The organism is Pseudomonas sp. ACN5 (assembly GCF_002303975.1).
In the GTDB taxonomy this organism is placed as follows: Bacteria; Pseudomonadota; Gammaproteobacteria; order Pseudomonadales; family Pseudomonadaceae; genus Aquipseudomonas; species Aquipseudomonas laurylsulfatiphila.
The window spans coordinates 21406-40116 of record NZ_MRCP01000006.1 but is presented as its reverse complement, the minus strand read 5'-3'; the positions used below and the strand labels follow the sequence as shown (position 1 = coordinate 40116).

Below are 18711 nucleotides of genomic sequence, written 5' to 3'. Positions count from 1 at the left end.
GTGTCAGGATTTGGTCTTGGCGTGCGCCGCCAGTCGCTCCAGCGCTGCCCGCAGATTCGGGTCGCTGATCCCGTCGGCCGTGGCCTGTATGGTTGCCGCAGCATCGTCCGACAGATCCATGGTGTGCCCGGCCGCGCCCCGCTGGACGGTAGGTGGCTGCACCTTGAACAGGATTCGCGTCAGGTTGGCAAACTCGTCGAACAGTTGCAGTTGCCGTTGCAGGCGCTTCTGCTGGTAGCGCAGGCGGGTTGCCCAATGACCGTCGGTGACAATCAGCAACAAACTGCCTTCACGCCAGGACGCCACGTGGCAATGCTCGCGAGCGGCGGGTTGCAATTGGCTTTCGAGCAAACGTTGCAAATGACCCAGGCGTTGAGCGTGGCCGAGAATGGCTTTCAGCGGCTTGGCTTCGCGTAGTAGAACGGCGGGTACTTTGGCCGTAAGTGGGCGAAATGCCATGATCAGACACCTGAAGTAACAGAGCCGCCATGGTAGCAGAAAGCACCGGATGCGCCCGCCCATTGCTTTTGTGGGCGCTTTACCCATTAAATCAACAACTAACTTCTGCCTTGAACGGCTTGAAATTGAGCAAAACGCCCCTATTTTAACTGAGCCCCGTCAAAGCGCTGTGCCAGCATCGTGGAATATCGCCACTTTCCTCACCACCGTTTCCGGGTAGAATGCTCGTTCGCATGCGGCCATGAGGGCTGCACGGGCGACTCACGGGGCCGCCCTCCATCCCTTTAGTGTGGAAGATCCTGCCGATATGTTTGCGCCTTTGTTAAAGAAACTTTTTGGAAGCAAGAACGAGCGTGAAGTCAAACGCATGCTCAAGACGGTGCAACTCGTCAATGCCTTCGAAGAGCAAATGGTGGCCCTTTCGGACGATCAATTGCGTGCCAAGACCAGCGAGTTCAAGGCCCGTATCGCCAAAGGGGAGTCCCTCGACAAGCTCCTGCCAGAAGCCTTTGCGGTCGCCCGTGAAGCCGGCAAGCGTGTCATGGGCATGCGCCACTTCGATGTCCAGCTGATCGGCGGCATGACCTTGCATGAAGGCATGATCGCGGAAATGCGTACCGGTGAAGGCAAGACCCTGGTGGCAACACTGGGCGTTTACCTCAACGCGCTGTCCGGCAACGGCGTGCACGTTGTGACGGTGAACGACTACCTGGCCCGCCGTGACGCCAACTGGATGCGCCCGCTGTATGAATTCCTCGGCCTGACGGTCGGCGTTGTCACGCCGTTCCAGCCGCCGGAAGAGAAGCGTGCTGCCTACGCCGCCGACATCACCTACGGCACCAACAACGAATTCGGGTTCGACTACCTGCGCGACAACATGGCGTTCAGCATGGAAGAAAAATTCCAGCGCGAACTCAATTTTGCCGTGATCGACGAAGTCGACTCCATCCTCATCGACGAAGCCCGTACGCCGCTGATCATCTCCGGTCAGGCCGAGGACAGCTCCAAGCTGTACATCGAGGTCAACAAGCTGATCCCGCAGCTCAAGCTGCACGTTGAAGAAGTCGAAGGCGAAGTGACCCAGGCCGGTCACTTCACCGTCGACGAGAAGACCCGTCAGGTCGAACTCAACGAAGCCGGTCACCAGTACGTCGAAGAAACGCTGACCCGCATCGGCCTGCTGGCTGAAGGCGAAAGCCTGTACTCGGCGCACAACCTGAGCCTGCTGACTCACGTCTACGCCGGCCTGCGTGCGCACAAGCTGTTCCATCGCAACGTCGAATACATCGTGCAGGACGGTCAGGTCGTACTGGTCGACGAGCACACCGGCCGTACCATGCCGGGTCGCCGCTTGTCCGAAGGCCTGCACCAGGCCATCGAAGCCAAGGAAAACCTGAACATCCAGGCCGAAAGCCAGACGCTGGCATCGACCACTTTCCAGAACTACTTCCGTCTGTACAACAAACTGTCCGGCATGACCGGTACGGCCGACACCGAAGCGTTCGAGTTCCACCAGATCTATGGCCTGCAGGTCATGGTGATTCCGCCGAACAAGCCGCTGGCGCGTAAAGACTACAACGACCTGGTGTTCCTGACGGCCGACGAGAAATACGCGGCAATCGTGGCCGACATCAAGGAAAGCATGGCCGCAGGTCGTCCGGTGCTGGTGGGTACCGCCACCATCGAAACCTCCGAGCACATGTCCAGCCTGCTCGTGAAGGAAGGCATCGAACACAAGGTTCTGAACGCCAAGTTCCACGAAAAGGAAGCCGAGATCATTGCCCAGGCCGGTCGTCCGGGCGCACTGACCATCGCCACTAACATGGCCGGTCGTGGTACCGACATCCTGTTGGGCGGTAACTGGGAAGTGGAAGTGGCTTCCCTGGAAAACCCGACCCCTGAGCAGATTGCCCAGATCAAGGCCGACTGGCAGAAGCGTCACCAGCAAGTGCTCGAGTCGGGTGGTTTGCAGGTGATTGCATCCGAGCGTCACGAATCGCGCCGTATCGACAACCAGCTGCGTGGTCGTGCCGGTCGTCAGGGCGACGCCGGTTCCAGCCGTTTCTACCTGTCGCTGGAAGACAGCCTGATGCGCATCTTCGCCTCTGACCGGGTGAAGAACTTCATGAAGGCCCTGGGCATGCAGCCTGGCGAGGCGATCGAGCACCGCATGGTGACCAACGCCATTGAAAAGGCCCAGCGCAAGGTCGAAGGCCGCAACTTCGACATCCGCAAGCAACTGCTCGAGTTCGACGACGTCAACAACGAACAGCGTAAAGTGATCTATCACATGCGTAACACGTTGCTGGCCGCCGACAACATCGGCGAGACCATCACTGACTTCCGTCAGGACGTGCTCGACGCGACCGTCAGCGCACACATTCCTCCGCAGTCGCTGCCTGAACAGTGGGACGTGGCCGGTCTGGAAGCTGCGTTGCAGAGCGACTTCGGTGTGACGCTGCCGATCCAGCAATGGCTCGACGAAGACGATCACCTGTACGAAGAAACCCTGCGCGAGAAGCTCATGAACGAGCTCGTCGCGGCGTACAACGAGAAAGAAGACCAGGCGGGCGCCGAAGCGCTGCGCACTTTCGAGAAGCAAATCGTTCTGCGCGTTCTGGACGACCTGTGGAAAGACCACCTGTCGACCATGGATCACCTGCGCCACGGCATCCACTTGCGTGGTTATGCCCAGAAGAACCCGAAGCAGGAGTACAAGCGCGAGTCGTTCACCCTGTTCTCCGAGTTGCTGGATTCGATCAAGCGCGACTCGATCCGTGTGCTGTCCCACGTTCAGGTTCGCCGCGAAGACCCGATCGAAGAAGAGCAGCGCCTGCGTCAGGAAGCCGAGGCATTGGCCGCTCGCATGCAGTTCCTGCATGAAGAAGCTCCAGGCCTGGAGCAACCGGAAGTGCTGGGCGAAGAGGTCGATGTGGCGCTCGCCGCTGCCCCGGTTCGCAGCGAGCATAAGCTGGGTCGCAATGAGCTGTGCTACTGCGGTTCGGGCAAGAAGTTCAAGCATTGCCACGGGCAGATCCAGTAAAACCCGTTTCAATCGCTGAAATACCCGCGCCGCGACCGGCTTCTGCCGTCGCGGCGTTTTACCATTCGAACCACCGTCTTCCTGAAGCGGTGCTGACATCATTTATAAAGGAGCGCATTCATGGCTGTTGGTCTTGGTCCTTTGCCAACGTTGCACCCGGTTGCCGGTTTTGAACTCGGTATCGCCTCGGCTGGCATCAAGCGCCCGGGGCGCAAGGATGTTGTGGTCATGCGCTGTGTTGAAGGCTCCACGGTAGCCGGGGTGTTCACCCTGAACGCCTTTTGCGCCGCCCCGGTGATCCTGGCCAAGCAACGCGTACAAGGCCCTGTGCGTTACCTGCTGACCAACACCGGCAATGCCAACGCCGGTACCGGCGAGCCAGGCCTGGCCGCCGCCGAGCGCACTTGCGCCAAACTGGCCGAACTGACTGGCGTCGATGCCAGCCAGGTGCTGCCGTACTCCACCGGTGTGATCGGCGAACCGTTGCCTGTGGAGAAAATCGAAAGCGCGCTGCAAGCGGCCCTTGACGACCTGTCGATCCACAACTGGGAAGCTGCCGCCACCGGCATCATGACCACCGACACCCTGCCCAAAGGTGCCAGCCGTCAGTTCCAGCACGACGGCGTGACCGTCACCGTGACCGGTATCAGCAAAGGCGCCGGCATGATTCGCCCGAACATGGCGACCATGCTCGGCTACATCGCGACCGACGCCAAAGTCTCCCGCGATGTGTTGCAAAACCTGATGCTCGATGGCGCCAACAAGTCGTTCAACCGCATCACCATCGATGGCGATACGTCGACCAACGACTGCTGCATGCTGATTGCCACAGGGCAGGCTGCGCTGCCGGAAATCACCCGCGCCGAGGGCGAGTTGTTCGCCAAGTTGAAGCAGGCGGTGTTTGAAGTGTGCATGGACGTGGCCCAGGCCATCGTTCGCGACGGCGAAGGCGCGACCAAATTCGTGACCGTTGAAGTCAACGGCGGCGGCAATCACCAGGAATGCCTGGACGTTGGTTACACCGTGGCTCACTCGCCGCTGATCAAGACGGCGTTGTTTGCTTCCGACCCGAACTGGGGCCGTATCCTGGCCGCCGTTGGCCGTGCCGGTGTGCCGAACCTGGACGTCAGCAAGATCGACGTGTTCCTCGGCGACGTGTGCATTGCCAGCCGTGGCGCGCGCGCCGCGACCTACACCGAAGCCCAGGGCGCGGCGGTGATGCAGCAGGAAGAAATCACCATTCGTATCGAACTGGGGCGTGGCGATTGCAGCGAAACCATCTGGACCACCGACCTGTCCCACGAGTACGTGAAGATCAACGCCGAGTACCGTACTTAAGACCGAGTCGCTCCATTCGCGAGCAAGCCCGCTCCCACAGGGTTCAATGGTGACACTGTGGGAGCGGGCTTGCTCGCGAAGGCTGACGACCAGACGCTAGAGATTTTGGCCTGTCCCCCCCATCAAAAGGTCCCGAACATGAGCCTGCACCTGATCATCGGCGACAAACTGCATTCCTCCTGGTCCCTGCGCGGCGCTCTGGCCCTCGATCTGGCTGGCGCCTCCTACACCGAAGAACTGATCAAGCTGAACCAGCCGGACACCCGCGAGCGCCTGCTCAAGCATTCGCCGACCGCCAAGGTCCCGCTGCTGAAGACCGAACACGGCACCATCGCCGACTCCCTGGCGATTGCCGAATACCTGGCAGAACGGTTCCCCGATGCGAACCTGTGGCCCAAAGACACCGCCGCCCGTGCCCAGGCGCGTTCGGCGTGCGCGCAGATGCACAGTGGCTTTTTCGCCATGCGCGGCAACATGCCGTTCGACCTCAGCCATGACGCAGCGCTGTCGCCGGTCCCGGCCGATGTCCAGGCGGACATCGAGCGCATGTCGGCGCTGTGGGCCGAGTGTCGTGCCGCGGCGACCGAGAGCGGTCCGTACCTGTTTGGCCGCATCACGTTGGCCGACGCGTTCTTTGCACCCATCGCCGTGCGTCTGCGCACCTATCGGGTGAAACTGTCCGCGGCTGACGAAGCCTATGTTGAAACCCTCTACCAATGGCCGGCGTTCAAGGCCTGGCAGAAGGCCGGACTGGAGGAGTTGGAAAAGTGAAGCGAGTCCATGTCGCCGCCGCCGTCATCCGCGATGGCAGTGGCCAGATCCTGATCGCCCGCCGTGCCGATTCGCAGCACCAGGGTGGCTTGTGGGAGTTTCCCGGGGGCAAGGTCGAGGCCGACGAGTCGGTCGAAACCGCACTGGCCCGTGAGCTCCATGAAGAGCTGGGCATCGTGGTCGACGCGGCGCGCCCGCTGATCAAGGTCCGGCATGATTATCCGGACAAGCAGGTGTTGCTGGATGTCTGGGAGGTCTCGGCGTTTAGCGGCGAGCCCCACGGCGCCGAAGGCCAACCGCTGGCCTGGGTGTCGCCCCGCGATCTGCCGGGTTACGAGTTCCCGGCGGCCAATCAGCCGATCGTCGCGGCGGCCCGATTGTCATCGCAGTACCTGATTACCCCGGAAGATCTGGAAACCCCGGCGTTGTTGCGTGGTATCCAGAAGGCCATTGCCGGTGGCATCAAGCTGATCCAGTTGCGCGCACCGAACGGTTACGATCCCAAGTATCGCGACCTGGCTGTCGATGCGGTGGGCCTGTGTGCCGGCAAGGCACAATTGATGCTCAAGGGGCCGTTCGAATGGTTGGGCGACTTCCCGTCCGCGGGTTGGCACATCACTTCGGCGCAATTGCGCAAATACGCAGCGGCTGGCCGACCGCTACCGGCATCGCGCTGGCTGGCGGCGTCGTGCCATAACGCTGAAGAGCTGGCGCTGGCCGAACAGATGGGGGTGGATTTCGTGACCCTGTCGCCGGTGCAACCCACCCTGACTCACCCAGGCGCAGAGCCGTTGGGTTGGGAGCAGGCGTCGAGCTTGATCGAGGGCTTCAGCAAGCCGGTGTTCCTGCTGGGTGGCGTTGGCCCGGCCGAGGTCGAGAAAGCCTGGGCGGCCGGCGCGCAGGGTGTGGCGGGGATTCGGGCATTCTGGCCTGAGAGTTAATTCTCTAGCGAGCCTACAGGCCCCTTCGCGGGCAAGCCCGCTCCCACAGTGTTCAAGGTGAAACACAGATTGTGTGAACACCAACAATCCCTGTGGGAGCGGGCTTGCCCGCGAAGGGGCCCTGACAGGCGCTGATTAAGCTTCAGGCTTCGCCGCCGGCTGCCATAGAATCTCGGCCACACCCTGACGCTTGGCAATCAGCCGCGCCACCACAAACAACAAATCCGACAACCGATTGATGTACGCCAGACCAACCCCGGCCAACGGCTCAATCGCATTCAATTGCTGACACCGCCGCTCGGCACTGCGCGCCAGGCTACGGCAGACATGGGCCTGGGCAATCAGCGCCGAACCGCCGGGCAAGATGAAGTTTTCCAGCGGCCCCAATTCTTCATTCCACACATCGATCGCCGCTTCCAGGCGCTCGATTTCCGCCGCATTCAACGCCTGATACACCGGCATTGCCAGCTCGCCTCCCAGATCAAACAATCGATGCTGGCAGGGCGCCAAAACCTCGATCACTTCCTGCAAGCCGGCAAAAGTGTCCGTTTGTGCCGCCAGCCCGGACAGCAACACGCCCACCTGACTGTTGAGCGTATCGACTTCGCCAATGGCCTCGATCCGCGGGTGATCCTTGGGGACGCGACGGCCATCGCCCAGCCCGGTCTCGCCTTTGTCGCCAGTGCGGGTGTAAATCTTCGACAGACGAAAGCCCATGGTTACCTCGATAGCAGATTGAGTTCTTGCGCGACAGGTGGCGTGCTCGCCAGGGGCAGGCGCAAGGTGAAGCAAGTGCCTTGGCCCAGGGTCGATTGCACTTCCATCTGCCCCTTGTGGTTATTGGTGATGATGAAGTACGACACCGACAGCCCAAGTCCGGTGCCCTGACCGATTTCCTTGGTGGTGAAGAAGGGTTCGAAGGTCCGTTTGCGCACGCTTTCACTCATGCCGATGCCGTTGTCCTCGACCTGGATCTCCGCCCATGGCGGGTTCAGCCGGGTGCGCAGAATGATCCGCCCCGGCTCGCTGTCGTCCTCGCGCTGGTGAATGGCTTGCGCAGCGTTTTTCAACAGGTTGAGCAGTACTTGTTCCAGCTCGTTGGCGGTGCCGGGGACCGGGCCCAGCGCCGGGTCGAACTGACGAATGATGGCCTGACCCTTGAAGTCGAAGCCGATCGCCAGGTCGAAATCGTTGCCGGCGATTTCCACCGCCTGATCAATCAGGGCGGGCAGATCGCACGGGGCCATCTGGCGGGTGCTGCGACGGCTGAAACTGAGCATGTGGGTGACGATTTTGGCGGCCCGGGCACCGGCCTGCTGGATACCGTCGAGCAACTGTGGTACTTCGCGGATTTTCAGATACTGATTGACCGTCGCCAGCTCGATGCCGGCCTGTTCGGCCACTTCCAGGTTTTTCGGCAGGTCGGGGGACAGGCGTCGGCGAATGTTTTGCACGTTGTGCAGGATCGCACCCAGCGGATTGTTGATCTCGTGAGCCATGCCGGCGGCAAGACCGCCTACCGACAGCATTTTCTCCGACTGCACCATCATTTCTTCCAGGGACAGGCGCTGGGTGATGTCGTCGATCCGGATCACTACGCCACGCCCGGCACCGCCCATCAGCGGATAGAAAGTCAGGGCGTAGTGGCGGGGCTCGTCGTCCTTGAGCCAGGTGACACGTTCGATTTTGGCCACCGTATGCTGCTCGACCGTTTCCTTGAGTTGCGGCAAGAACGGCTTGAGCGGTTCGAAGGCGAGGAAGATGGGCTGGTTCAGGGCTTCATCGAGGCGTGTGCCGGACAGGGCGCTGGCCTCCTGGTTCCATTGAGTCACGTAGAGCTGTTCGTCGAGGGCGATCAGCGCCGACGGCATGGAGTCGATGATGCTGTTGAGGTAGTTCTGGAAGCCGGTGAGCTTTTTCTCGATCTTGCTGCGCACCTGGACTTCGAGCTCCAGTTTGCGGTTGGTATGACGAGTTTCTTCCGCCAGACCCTGGGCCTGGTCGTAAGCGGCCTGGGAGTCGTCCCGAGCCCGCTTGAGTTGCTGCTCCCTGGCCTCGATCCGCGAGAGCATGGTATTGAACGCCTCGGCGAGGCTGCCGATTTCATCGTGGTTTCCTCGTGAAGCGCGCAATGCGTAGTTTTCTTCACGGGTGACCTGCCGCGACAACTCTTCGAGCTGGTGGATCGGCCGGGTGATCAGGCGCTTGATCTGGCGGGCAATGATCAGCCACAGCAACACGCTGAAGATCAGAATGCCCAGGCTGGCCGTCAGGGTCCCGGTGTAGAACGCCACTGGCAGTTCACTGCTGGCGACCAGCAGCAAATGTCCCGGTGCAGCACCGGGGCGGGAGAGGGGGATGACTTGATTGGTGCGAAACTCGGTGACCTGCCAGTCTTCGATGTGCCGGAAATGTTTGGGCAGCTCCAGATTGTCGCCATGCTGCAATTGCGCCAACCGCTCACCCTTTGCGTCATACAGGGCTGCCGCGCGCAACGGCGAATAGCTGTTGAGTTCATTCAGCAGGCGCTCGGCGCTTTGCGGTGACGCCAGGGCTTCGGAGGCCAGGCTCGGGTTGGATACCAGCCGGCCGATGGTCTGCAGGGCCTGGGGCGCCATGCTTTCCTGGGAGATGTAGTACGCGGCGCTGATAAAGGTCAGGTTGGCAACCAGCAGGACGGTGACCATCAGTACCAGCAGGGCGGCCAGCAGTTTCTGGCCGACGGGCAGGTTTTCAAGGCGCTGGCGCAATGGCATCGGATTCATCGCAGACAAGGAACAAGTGGCCAGCGTAGCCGCTGCTCAGTCGCTGGGCAATCCAAGGCTTTGCAGGCGAGCGATCAACCTTGCCTGAAGTTGATTGAGGTGAGGCAGGTTCAGTTGATGTCGCCCGGCTACTTTGCAGGCGTAGCCCAGCAGGTAGCTGATTTCCGTGCGGCGCTGGCTGGTGACGTCCTGATGCATCGATGAGTAGTTGGCCGCGGTGGCGAGAATCACCCGTTCGACTTCCTGTTGCAGGTTTTCGCCCGCCGCCGGTTGACCGCAACGCTCAAGCAACTCCACCAGTTCACCGCACAGGGTGGCCACTTCGCACTGATGTTGCTGCAAACCGCCATTGCGGCAATCGTGCAGCACCGTCAGCGGGTTGATCGCACAGTTGAGAGCCAGCTTGCGCCACAGCCTGGTCAGAATATCGGTGCTCCACTCGTGAGGGATGCCGGCCCCGCTCAAGTCATCGAGCCAGATCGGTGCGACCGGATGGCTCGCATCTCCCAGCCAGGTAAAGCCATGTCCTGCAAACACCACGCGCCAATCGCCATCGCGGAAGGCGCCTTCGGTGCTCGAGGCATAGATGCAGCGTGCCTGGGGAACCTGTGCGGCCACCGCGTCCTGGCTGCCCAGGCCATTTTGCAGCAGGATCAGTTCGGCGCCGGGGGCCAGGCGTGACGCCAGTCGGGCCACCGCGCTTTCGGTATCGTAGGCTTTGCACGCCACCAGCAGGCGGTTGATCGGCTGGCTGCTGTCCGCTGTTTCGGCGGGCACGGCGTAGTGTTGCGCCTGGCCGTGCTCCACCAGTGTCAATCCGCCTGCAGCCTCATAGGTCTGCAGTCTCGCGGTATCCCGCAGGATCAGCCTGACCGGCACGCCAGCCCGTGCCAGGCGTGTCGCCCATAAAGTGCCGAGGCTGCCGGCGCCGAGTACATGCCAGGTGGTGGACATCAGCTTTTTGCTCTGTTTAAGGCGTGCATCGGCAGCTCACAGTGAATGATGGGAAAGACCCGTTATAATCAGCGCGGATTTTAACCGCAAGCCAGGCGCGCTCCATCGGTGCGCCTTTAAATTTGGAGAGATTACATGCCGTCGTTCGACGTGGTATCCGAACTGGACAAACACGAAGTCACCAACGCGGTCGAGAACGCCGTCAAGGAACTCGATCGTCGTTATGACCTGAAAGGCAAAGGCAGCTTCGAGTTCAAGGAAAAAGACCTGACCGTCAACCTGACCGCAGAAGCGGATTTCCAACTCGAAGCGATGATTGAGATCCTCAAGCTGGCTCTGGTCAAGCGCAAAATCGACGTGCAGTGCCTCGAAGTCAAGGATGCCTTCGCGTCGGGCAAGCTGATGAAGCAGGAAGCCGTCCTCAAGGAAGGCATCGACAAGGAACTGGCGAAGAAAATCGTCGCTCACGTCAAAGATGCCAAGCTCAAGGTCCAGGCGGCCATTCAGGGCGAGCAGGTTCGTATTACCGGCAAGAAGCGTGATGACCTGCAAGAAGCCATTGCTGTGCTGCGGGCCAAGGAGTTCGGTATGCCGCTGCAGTTCAACAACTTCCGCGACTGACCTTGAGCGGGAACCTCTTGGCGTTTGTGACGTCGCAGACCCAAGCAACGGCAGAAACGATTGAGCCCGTCGCGGTTCGATCTTTCTGCCGCTTTTTTTACGCGTGCCGGATAGCCGGAAAAAAGGAGCAAGCAGATGGACTTAAATGCTGAGGTAGACAACCTGGTCAAGGTTTCCCAAACCTGGATCCCGATGATCATGGAATACGGCAGTCGTGTACTGCTGGCGGTCATCACCCTGGCCATCGGCTGGTGGCTGATAAACAAGGTCACGAAAAAGCTCGGCGGCCTGATTGCATTGCGTAACGCCGACCTGGCGCTGCAGGGCTTTATCAGCAGCCTGGCGAACATCATCCTCAAGATCCTGCTGATCGTCAGCGTGGCCTCGATGATCGGTGTGGAAACCACTTCGTTCGTGGCGGCGATTGGTGCGGCGGGTCTGGCCATTGGTCTGGCCTTGCAGGGCAGCCTGGCGAACTTCGCCGGCGGTGTGCTGATTTTGCTGTTCCGTCCATTTCGTATCGGCGACTGGATCGAGGCTCAGGGTGTCGCCGGCACCGTCGACAGCATCCAGATTTTCCATACCGTACTGCGTACCGGTGACAACAAGACCATCATCTTGCCGAACGGCAATCTGTCGAACGGCATCATCACCAACACCAATCGTCAGCCGACCCGCAAGGTCGTGTTTGATGTAGGCGTTGATTACGAAGCGGACTTGCAGAAAGCCCGTGAAGTGTTGCTGGAACTGGCCAAGGATCCGCGTGTATTGACTGACCCGGCACCTCAGGCAGTCATTTCGACATTGGGTGACAGTTCTATCACTGTTTCCCTGCGTGTCTGGGTGAATACTGCGGATTATTGGGATGTGATGTTCATGTTCAACGAACTGTCCCGTGATCGTCTGAGAGAGGCGGGCATCGATATTCCATTTCCACAGCGGGTTATTCGCGTGGTTCAGGAGTCCGCAGTGCAGTGATTGACCTTGTCATATATGTCTGATTTTTCGGTCAGGCATGTAGGGCGATTGTTCAATAATTGAACAATTTGCACAGGCAACAAAAAAGGCCCATCCGAAGATGGGCCTTTTATTTTGTTACCGCAAACTAACTGGATGCGATTACAAAACCGACAGCGGGTAGTCGACGATGAAACGGAACTCTTTCACGTCGCCTTCACCTTCGTCAGCGTTAGCGAAGTGCCATGCTTGACGAATACGGAAGGACAGGTCTTTTGCCGGGCCAGTCTGAACAACGTACTTGGCTTCGAAGTTGGTTTCGTTGTGCTTGCCGTCTGCACCGTAGATGCCTTCGTAAGCGCCGCCAACTGGAGCTTTGGTGCCGTCGATGTCCCAACCTTTCACGTAACGGGTCATGAAGCTCAGACCTGGAACGCCGTACTCAGCCATTTTCAGGTCGTAACGAACCTGGGCAGACTTCTCGTTAGGGGCGTTGAAGTCAGAGTACTGGATGGAGTTGGCGAGGAAGATCGAGTCGCCGCCGCGGTTGTTTTTGCCCACACCGATGTAGTCGAACGGAGTGTCACCGTTGATCTTCTGGAAGGCGAGGGTGATGGTGTGCGCTTTCATGAACGAGAAAGCGGCAGCCAGGGAGTAAGCAGTGTTGCTGATCTCGCCTGCTTTGGCATCACCAGTGTCTTTGGTGTTGTAGATGTTACCGTCCAGGTTCAGCGACTCGTCGCCGCCCAGCGGGATTGTGTAGTTCAGGTTGGCGTAGTACTGGTTCCAGATGTCTTCCAGCTTGGCGCCGTACAGCGATGCCGACAGGTTGTCGGTGATGCCGTATTTGCCACCGAAGTAGTCGATGGAGTTGGCTTCTACGCCAGCGTAGGTTGCAAACAGGCCGCCGTCACGAGCGTTACGGTCCTGGCTGGTCGCCGAGTAGAAGTGACCGGCTTCGAGGTCAAGGTCTTTGACTTCGCTGCTTTGCAGTTGGATACCGCTGGCAGTTTGAGGAAGGATGCGGGAACCGCCAACAGCGAACACTGGAGCAGTGCTTGGCTGCATGTCGCCGACTTTCAGCTCGGTTTTCGATACGCGGAATTTAACGGCGCCGCCGGCTTTGCCCTGGCTGTCGTTAACTTCGCCATCGGCGTCGCGGCTCATGTTGCCGGTGCCGCCGGTGCCATCACCGCCGTCCAGTTTGATTGCCAGATAACCGAAAGCGTCAACGCCAACACCGATCAGGCCCTGGGTGTAACCGGAGCTGAAATTGCCCCAGATGCCTTGGGTCCAGTCTTTCTGGTCGTTGGCACCATCTTTGTTATCACGGTTGAAGTAGTAGTTGCGAACCAGCAAGTTCAGCGTGCTGTCTTCAACAATACCTTTGGCTTCAGCCTGGTCACTTACGAAAGGGGCGGCCGTAGCCAATTGGGTACTGGCTGCTGCTGCAACTGCCAGTGCGATCATGCTCCACTTCATCACGCGCATCGTGATTTGCTCCTTTGGTTTTAGAAGAGTACTGCCGTCCCACCTGTTTTATTATCTGGGCGGCTCTTTCTTTTTGTGTCGGCGCAAACTTATATCACGCCGACAATGTTGGCGATACTTGCGTATCTAACCTTTCGCCTTCTTTACGACCATGTCGCAAACAGCGAGGTAGATGTCGCAAATTTCGAGCTCCGACGCAACCGGGCTGACAACTTTAATGCTGTTTTCTGAGCCTGGGTGTCGGTAAAAAGAGTCCTGGTGAAACGTTTGAATCTCCATCGGGCTACCTTGCCACTGTCTTTTTTGCCTGAATGCCCCCCACTTCCCGCGGGTGTCACTCAGGTGATGTTGGGTATGTATGCAACAAGCGTGCACAAAATCAAGTTTTTGCTGCGGTTTTTTCAAATTGTCGCTCTGGCGCTGTAAAAACCTCATAAAACCGGGGGGTTCAAGCGCTCTGGTTTGGGCTTGACGCTTTGCCTCGCATCATGTTGCACCCTTCTGGTCGACTGCCTGACAAGCAAAAATGTTACCGGTTCACCCCGCCAGTGAGTAAAAGGCGGATGTCGAAGCATTCAGCGTAGACCCACTGTGCGTTTTTGGTGCAAAAATTTTTAACCTTGTGCGGAATTCATTCCTGTTGATCGAGTGTCTGGCGCGAACTCTTCGTTGTTTATCAGTCATTTCGGCATTTTTTTTGGCTGACCGGTTCTGTGGTGGTGCGCGACGTCGAAAAGTGTCTCATTCGGGGGCGGGCTGTCAGCTTTTCGCTGGTGCTCGTGGCGTCTGGGCAAGGTTCGCCGTGAAGCGTGCGCCGTTCACAGGTATGCTGCCGTCCGGTCGCTTGGTGCGCCGCTCCTCTGGATGGGCGCTAAGCTGAAAAATGATGACCCGGCGGGAGTACACGCAGTGTTCGCTTTAGATCCACGACTTCAACAAGACACGTTACCGATCGGGGACTTTCCGCTCTGCCGGTTGCTGTTGTCCAACGACTCGAACTACCCCTGGTTCATCCTGGTACCTCGTCGTGAGGCTATCAGCGAGATATTTCAATTGGATGTCGCAGACCAGCTGCAGCTTTGGCAGGAGACGACGGCGCTTTCGCAAGTGCTCAAGGACTCGTTCGATGCGGACAAATTGAATGTTGCGGCGCTGGGCAATGTCGTCAGCCAGTTGCACATGCACGTGATTGTGCGCAGGCACGAAGATGCCGCCTGGCCAGCGCCAGTTTGGGGCAGGCATCCGGCAAAACCCTACAGTTCGGAGCAAATTGCCGCCATTCGCGAGCGTTTGCGCCTGATATTGACCGATGACTTTACGTTTCTGGAGGGCTGAACCATGAGCCTGGAAGAACGCGTTACCGACCTTGAAAGCCGCCTGGCCTTTCAGGATGACACCATCCAGGCATTGAATGATGTGCTGGTCGCGCAGCAGCGGGTGGTCGAGCGTCTTCAACTGCAAATGGCTGCGTTGCTCAAGCGGCAGGAGGAAATGGTCGGCCAGTTCGAATCGTTCGAAGAGGAAGCGCCACCGCCGCACTACTAAGCAACTGCAGTAAGCAACATGCAGGCATTAAAAAACCGCGTACAGCCAGGCTGTGCGCGGTTTTTTTCAGCCTTGAATCAGCGGCGCGGCAGTGCGGCGATCACATCTTCGGCTTGCAGGCCCTTGTCACGATTCATGACAGAGAACTCCACGCGCTGGCCTTCTACCAGGACGCGGTGGCCTTCACCGCGAATGGCCCGGAAGTGGACGAAGATATCGTCGCCGGAGTCGCGGGAAATGAAGCCGAAGCCTTTGGACGTATTGAACCACTTGACGGTGCCGGTATCGCGGTTGCTCATGTCGTAGCTTGGCGAGGCAGCGACCGGTGACGATTTGTAGAAGCTGATGCCCAGGTGCAGGGCAACAGCGATCAGGGCTGCGACCAGGCTGAACAGAACGGCAGGTTGACCGGCGATGACAGGCATCGGCGCGATCAGCGTCAGGGTCTGCAGGACTACCGCCAGAGCCAGCAGGACACTGACCAGGTTTTGCAGTTGGTGGCGCGGACCTTTGTTCCAGTAAGGGATGACAGGTGCAAGCGTGAGATTGAGCAGGCCGAAAAAGGCCAGGTACAGCGCATCAGGTTGTTGCAGGTAAGGCAAGGCTTCAGGGTGCAGGCTAGGGATGAAGGACAGCAGCAAGGCTGCTGCGCCTATCAACAGATGGACGATTTTCAACATTTTGATTAACTCACGTTAAGACAGCTCACAAGGAAGAGCTGATGGCGCACGGTTCGCTTCAAGACAATAAGGAGGCGTTGGACACGTGCCCGGTATCAGCCTATGCGCCATGCCCGGAAAAATAGGCACTGGCGACACGTCGTCTATTTAACAGCAAAGCCGCAGGCTACTCAAATCAGGGCGTCCGGCGGCTCTTTGGCGGTGATTTGTCGCAGGTTGTCCGAAGTTTCGCGGCTGCGGTAAGGCGGGTGACTTGCTGATCCGCGTATGCAGGTGCATGAAAAGTGGCGTGGATGCTTGGCGCTCTTCTTTCCTACGCCATTGCGTAGGTGCTTCTGAAGGAGGCATCGCTTCGCTGCGTGGGAAAACGTCCGGAGTAGGATGAGCTCCAAGGTCTGCCATAAGTTGTTGGCTTATCCTACGTCGAGGGTCATAAAGTCGGCTGGAAAATACCTTTGCACCTGCGTTTTTATAAGTCGACAGGCAGTTGCGCTTTAAGAAACCAGGATGGCAAAGGAGTGTCAGCGTTATGGTTTATCAAAGGCAAGAAGACGGGCGATACGGGTCGCACAAGGATGTAAGGGTTGATCCGTTTGTTCGTGAATTCGATATGGGATTGGCCCAGCCCTTGTCCCGCTCCGTACGATTGAATGGCTTCGCTACCTGTTTGCGGCTTGAGCAGGTTTATTGGGATATTTTGGGAGGGATGGCCCGGGCCAACGGTTGTTCGGTCAGTAGCCTGTTATCCCATGTGGATCGCGAAGTTCACTTGCGTCATGGCGGTGTCAGGAATTTCAGTGGATTGGTGCGGGTTGTCTGTGTCGTACACAGCCTCAAGGAAGGGGGATGCATCGTCACCGCCTAGTCAGGGCGGTGAAAACGGCAGAGTGTCGGTCTGTGCAGTCTTACGGCTGCACAGGCCGCATTTAATGGATATAATCCCGCTCTTTGCCGCGAAACCCAGCGTGTGCGGTAGCAATCTGATCGCCGAGACAACCTCCATGCCGATGTACGATTATCAATGTGCTTCCTGTGGTCATCAGTTGGAAGCCATTCAAAAGATCAGCGATGCACCGCTGGTCGACTGCCCTGCCTGTCAGGCGCCAGAGCTTAAGAAAATGCTGTCCATGCCGGGCTTTCGCCTCAGCGGCACGGGTTGGTACGAAACCGATTTCAAGACCGGTTCCAAGAAGAACCTGGCCGGCGGCGACAAAGCTGACTAAGGTCCTGAGCCTGAATTGAACGACACACGCGAGCTTTTGCATCACCCGGCGCCTTTTTAAAGGCGGGGCTGCTGTAGGATCTCCAACCGAATTTCGAATTACGAGAAGTGAAACCACGACCATGATGCGCAGCCATTATTGCGGCCAACTGAACGAAAGCCTGGACGGCCAGGAAATTACCCTTTGCGGATGGGTTCACCGTCGCCGTGACCACGGTGGGGTGATTTTCCTCGATATCCGTGATCGTGATGGTCTGGCCCAGGTCGTGTTCGATCCGGACCGCGCTGAAACCTTCGCCGCAGCCGATCGCGTGCGCAGCGAGTACGTCGTGAAGATCACCGGCAAGGTTCGCCTGCGTCCGGCCGGTGCGACCAACGCCAACATGGCGTCGGGCATGATCGAAGTCCTCGGCTACGAGCTGGAAGTGCTGAACGAATCGGAAACCCCGCCGTTCCCGCTGAACGAATTCTCCGACGTCGGTGAAGAAACCCGCCTGCGCTATCGCTTCCTCGACCTGCGTCGCCCGGAAATGGCCGAGAAGCTGCGTCTGCGCTCGCGCATGACCACCAGCATCCGTCGCTTCCTGGACGAGAACGGCTTCCTCGACGTCGAGACGCCGATCCTGACCCGTGCTACCCCGGAAGGCGCGCGCGACTACCTGGTGCCGAGCCGTACTCATGCCGGTTCGTTCTTCGCCTTGCCGCAATCGCCGCAGCTGTTCAAGCAACTGTTGATGGTGGCCGGCTTCGACCGTTACTACCAGATCGCCAAGTGTTTCCGCGACGAAGACCTGCGCGCCGACCGCCAGCCGGAATTCACCCAGATCGACATCGAGACCAGCTTCCTCGATGAAAAAGAGATCATGGGCCTGACCGAGCAAATGATCCGCAACCTGTTCAAGGAAGTGCTGGGCCTGGAATTCGGCGAGTTCCCGCACATGACCTTCGAAGAAGCCATGCGCCGCTACGGTTCCGACAAGCCAGACCTGCGTAACCCGCTGGAACTGGTGGACGTGGCCGACCAGCTCAAGGAAGTCGACTTCAAGGTGTTCAGCGGCCCGGCCAACGACCCGAAATGCCGCATCGCCGCCCTGCGCGTGCCTGGCGGCGCGAGCATGCCGCGCAAGCAGATCGACGACTACACCAAGTTTGTCGGCATCTACGGTGCCAAGGGCCTGGCGTACATCAAGGTCAACGAGCGTGCGAATGGCGTTGACGGTCTGCAATCGCCGATCGTGAAGAACATCCCAGAAGCCAACCTCAACGTGATCCTGGATCGTGTTGGTGCAGTTGACGGCGACATCGTGTTCTTCGGTGCCGACAAGGCCAAGATCGTCAGCGAAGCGTTGGGCGCATTGCGCATCAAGCTCGGTCACGACCTGAGCCTGCTGACCTGTGAATGGGCTCCGATGTGGGTCGTTGACTTCCCGATGTTCGAAGAGAACGACGACGGCAGCTTCAGCGCCTTGCACCACCCGTTCACCGCGCCGAAGTGCTCCCCGGCGGAGTTGGAAGCCAACCCGGCGGGCGCTCTGTCCCGTGCCTACGACATGGTGTTGAACGGCACCGAGCTGGGTGGCGGTTCGATTCGTATCCACCGCAAAGAGATGCAACAAGCGGTCTTCCGTCTGCTGGGCATCAACGAAGTGGAACAGGAAGAGAAATTCGGCTTCCTGCTCGACGCCCTGAAATACGGCGCACCGCCGCACGGTGGCCTGGCCTTTGGCCTGGACCGTCTGGTGATGCTGATGACCGGCGCCCAGTCGATCCGTGAAGTGATCGCCTTCCCGAAAACCCAGAGCGCGGCCGATGTCATGACCCAGGCGCCGGGCCAGGTGGATGCCAAGGCATTGCGCGAGTTGCACATTCGTCTGCGTGAAACGCCTAAGGCCGAGTAAGGCTGACCCGAAGGGCGCATCTGCGG

Annotated in this window: 17 protein-coding genes; 11 read left to right on the top strand and 6 right to left on the bottom strand. The window is 59.0% G+C overall.

What is annotated here, in order from left to right; genetic code table 11:
- Nucleotides 1–3 precede the first annotated feature (3 nt).
- Nucleotides 4–459, bottom strand: a complete 456-nt coding sequence (locus BSF40_RS12860) for a DUF721 domain-containing protein (RefSeq protein ID WP_095965404.1) — start codon at nucleotides 457–459, stop codon at nucleotides 4–6.
- A 307-nt stretch (nucleotides 460–766) separates the two neighbouring features.
- On the opposite strand from BSF40_RS12860, the gene secA reads away from it, so the two are divergent.
- The 4 genes from secA to BSF40_RS12840 all read left to right on the top strand — a co-directional run bounded on the left by secA (nucleotide 767) and on the right by BSF40_RS12840 (nucleotide 6552).
- Entirely contained in the window at nucleotides 767–3502 is a 2736-nt protein-coding gene (gene secA, locus BSF40_RS12855; RefSeq protein ID WP_095965403.1) for a preprotein translocase subunit SecA, read from the top strand.
- Between the two features lie 120 nt (nucleotides 3503–3622).
- Entirely contained in the window at nucleotides 3623–4840 is a 1218-nt protein-coding gene (gene argJ / locus BSF40_RS12850; RefSeq protein ID WP_095965402.1) for a bifunctional glutamate N-acetyltransferase/amino-acid acetyltransferase ArgJ, read from the top strand.
- Nucleotides 4841–4978: 138 nt separating this feature from the next.
- Complete coding sequence (locus BSF40_RS12845; protein ID WP_015096612.1) at nucleotides 4979–5611, top strand: glutathione S-transferase family protein; 633 nt, start codon at nucleotides 4979–4981, stop codon at nucleotides 5609–5611.
- The gene (locus BSF40_RS12840) at nucleotides 5608–6552 is read left to right on the top strand and encodes a Nudix family hydrolase (protein ID WP_095965401.1); all 945 of its coding nucleotides are present in this window, start codon (nucleotides 5608–5610) and stop codon (nucleotides 6550–6552) included. The genes BSF40_RS12845 and BSF40_RS12840 overlap by 4 nt, the downstream gene beginning before the upstream one ends.
- A gap of 135 nt (nucleotides 6553–6687) precedes the next feature.
- Here the strand turns inward: BSF40_RS12840 and BSF40_RS12835 are convergent, their stop codons facing one another.
- From BSF40_RS12835 to BSF40_RS12825, 3 genes are read right to left on the bottom strand one after another with little or no spacing between them, the layout of a single operon-like run.
- Nucleotides 6688–7269 carry a cob(I)yrinic acid a,c-diamide adenosyltransferase gene (locus BSF40_RS12835; RefSeq protein WP_095965400.1) on the bottom strand — a complete coding sequence of 194 codons (582 nt, stop codon included), beginning with the start codon at nucleotides 7267–7269 and terminating at the stop codon, nucleotides 6688–6690.
- 2 nt (nucleotides 7270–7271) lie between these two features.
- Entirely contained in the window at nucleotides 7272–9308 is a 2037-nt protein-coding gene (locus tag BSF40_RS12830) for a HAMP domain-containing sensor histidine kinase (protein ID WP_095965399.1), read from the bottom strand.
- A 45-nt stretch (nucleotides 9309–9353) separates the two neighbouring features.
- Nucleotides 9354–10271 carry a putative 2-dehydropantoate 2-reductase gene (locus BSF40_RS12825; protein WP_095965398.1) on the bottom strand — a complete coding sequence of 306 codons (918 nt, stop codon included), beginning with the start codon at nucleotides 10269–10271 and terminating at the stop codon, nucleotides 9354–9356.
- A 135-nt stretch (nucleotides 10272–10406) separates the two neighbouring features.
- On the opposite strand from BSF40_RS12825, the gene BSF40_RS12820 reads away from it, so the two are divergent.
- Together BSF40_RS12820 and BSF40_RS12815 are read left to right on the top strand one after the other, a co-directional pair.
- Entirely contained in the window at nucleotides 10407–10892 is a 486-nt protein-coding gene (locus BSF40_RS12820) for a YajQ family cyclic di-GMP-binding protein (RefSeq protein WP_007977344.1), read from the top strand.
- 135 nt (nucleotides 10893–11027) lie between these two features.
- On the top strand, nucleotides 11028–11870 hold the full coding sequence (locus BSF40_RS12815; RefSeq protein WP_095965397.1) for a mechanosensitive ion channel family protein: 843 nt from the start codon (nucleotides 11028–11030) through the stop codon (nucleotides 11868–11870).
- A gap of 141 nt (nucleotides 11871–12011) precedes the next feature.
- On the opposite strand, the gene BSF40_RS12810 is transcribed toward BSF40_RS12815, so the two are convergent.
- Nucleotides 12012–13340, bottom strand: a complete 1329-nt coding sequence (locus tag BSF40_RS12810; protein WP_095965396.1) for an OprD family porin — start codon at nucleotides 13338–13340, stop codon at nucleotides 12012–12014.
- 909 nt (nucleotides 13341–14249) lie between these two features.
- Here BSF40_RS12810 and BSF40_RS12800 point away from each other — a divergent pair.
- Both BSF40_RS12800 and BSF40_RS12795 read left to right on the top strand, forming a co-directional pair.
- On the top strand, nucleotides 14250–14675 hold the full coding sequence (locus BSF40_RS12800) for an HIT domain-containing protein (RefSeq protein ID WP_095965601.1): 426 nt from the start codon (nucleotides 14250–14252) through the stop codon (nucleotides 14673–14675).
- A gap of 3 nt (nucleotides 14676–14678) precedes the next feature.
- Nucleotides 14679–14885 carry a SlyX family protein gene (locus BSF40_RS12795; RefSeq protein ID WP_007977339.1) on the top strand — a complete coding sequence of 69 codons (207 nt, stop codon included), beginning with the start codon at nucleotides 14679–14681 and terminating at the stop codon, nucleotides 14883–14885.
- 77 nt (nucleotides 14886–14962) lie between these two features.
- Here the strand turns inward: BSF40_RS12795 and BSF40_RS33375 are convergent, their stop codons facing one another.
- Nucleotides 14963–15565: a cold-shock protein gene (locus tag BSF40_RS33375; protein WP_095965394.1), complete on the bottom strand. Its 603-nt coding sequence runs from the start codon at nucleotides 15563–15565 to the stop codon at nucleotides 14963–14965.
- A gap of 529 nt (nucleotides 15566–16094) precedes the next feature.
- Here BSF40_RS33375 and BSF40_RS12785 point away from each other — a divergent pair.
- The 3 genes from BSF40_RS12785 to aspS all read left to right on the top strand — a co-directional run bounded on the left by BSF40_RS12785 (nucleotide 16095) and on the right by aspS (nucleotide 18685).
- The gene (locus BSF40_RS12785; protein ID WP_095965393.1) at nucleotides 16095–16430 is read left to right on the top strand and encodes a ribbon-helix-helix domain-containing protein; all 336 of its coding nucleotides are present in this window, start codon (nucleotides 16095–16097) and stop codon (nucleotides 16428–16430) included.
- 136 nt (nucleotides 16431–16566) lie between these two features.
- The gene (locus BSF40_RS12780; protein ID WP_007977333.1) at nucleotides 16567–16788 is read left to right on the top strand and encodes an FmdB family zinc ribbon protein; all 222 of its coding nucleotides are present in this window, start codon (nucleotides 16567–16569) and stop codon (nucleotides 16786–16788) included.
- A gap of 121 nt (nucleotides 16789–16909) precedes the next feature.
- Complete coding sequence (gene aspS / locus BSF40_RS12775; RefSeq protein WP_007977331.1) at nucleotides 16910–18685, top strand: aspartate--tRNA ligase; 1776 nt, start codon at nucleotides 16910–16912, stop codon at nucleotides 18683–18685.
- Nucleotides 18686–18711: the final 26 nt, after the last annotated feature.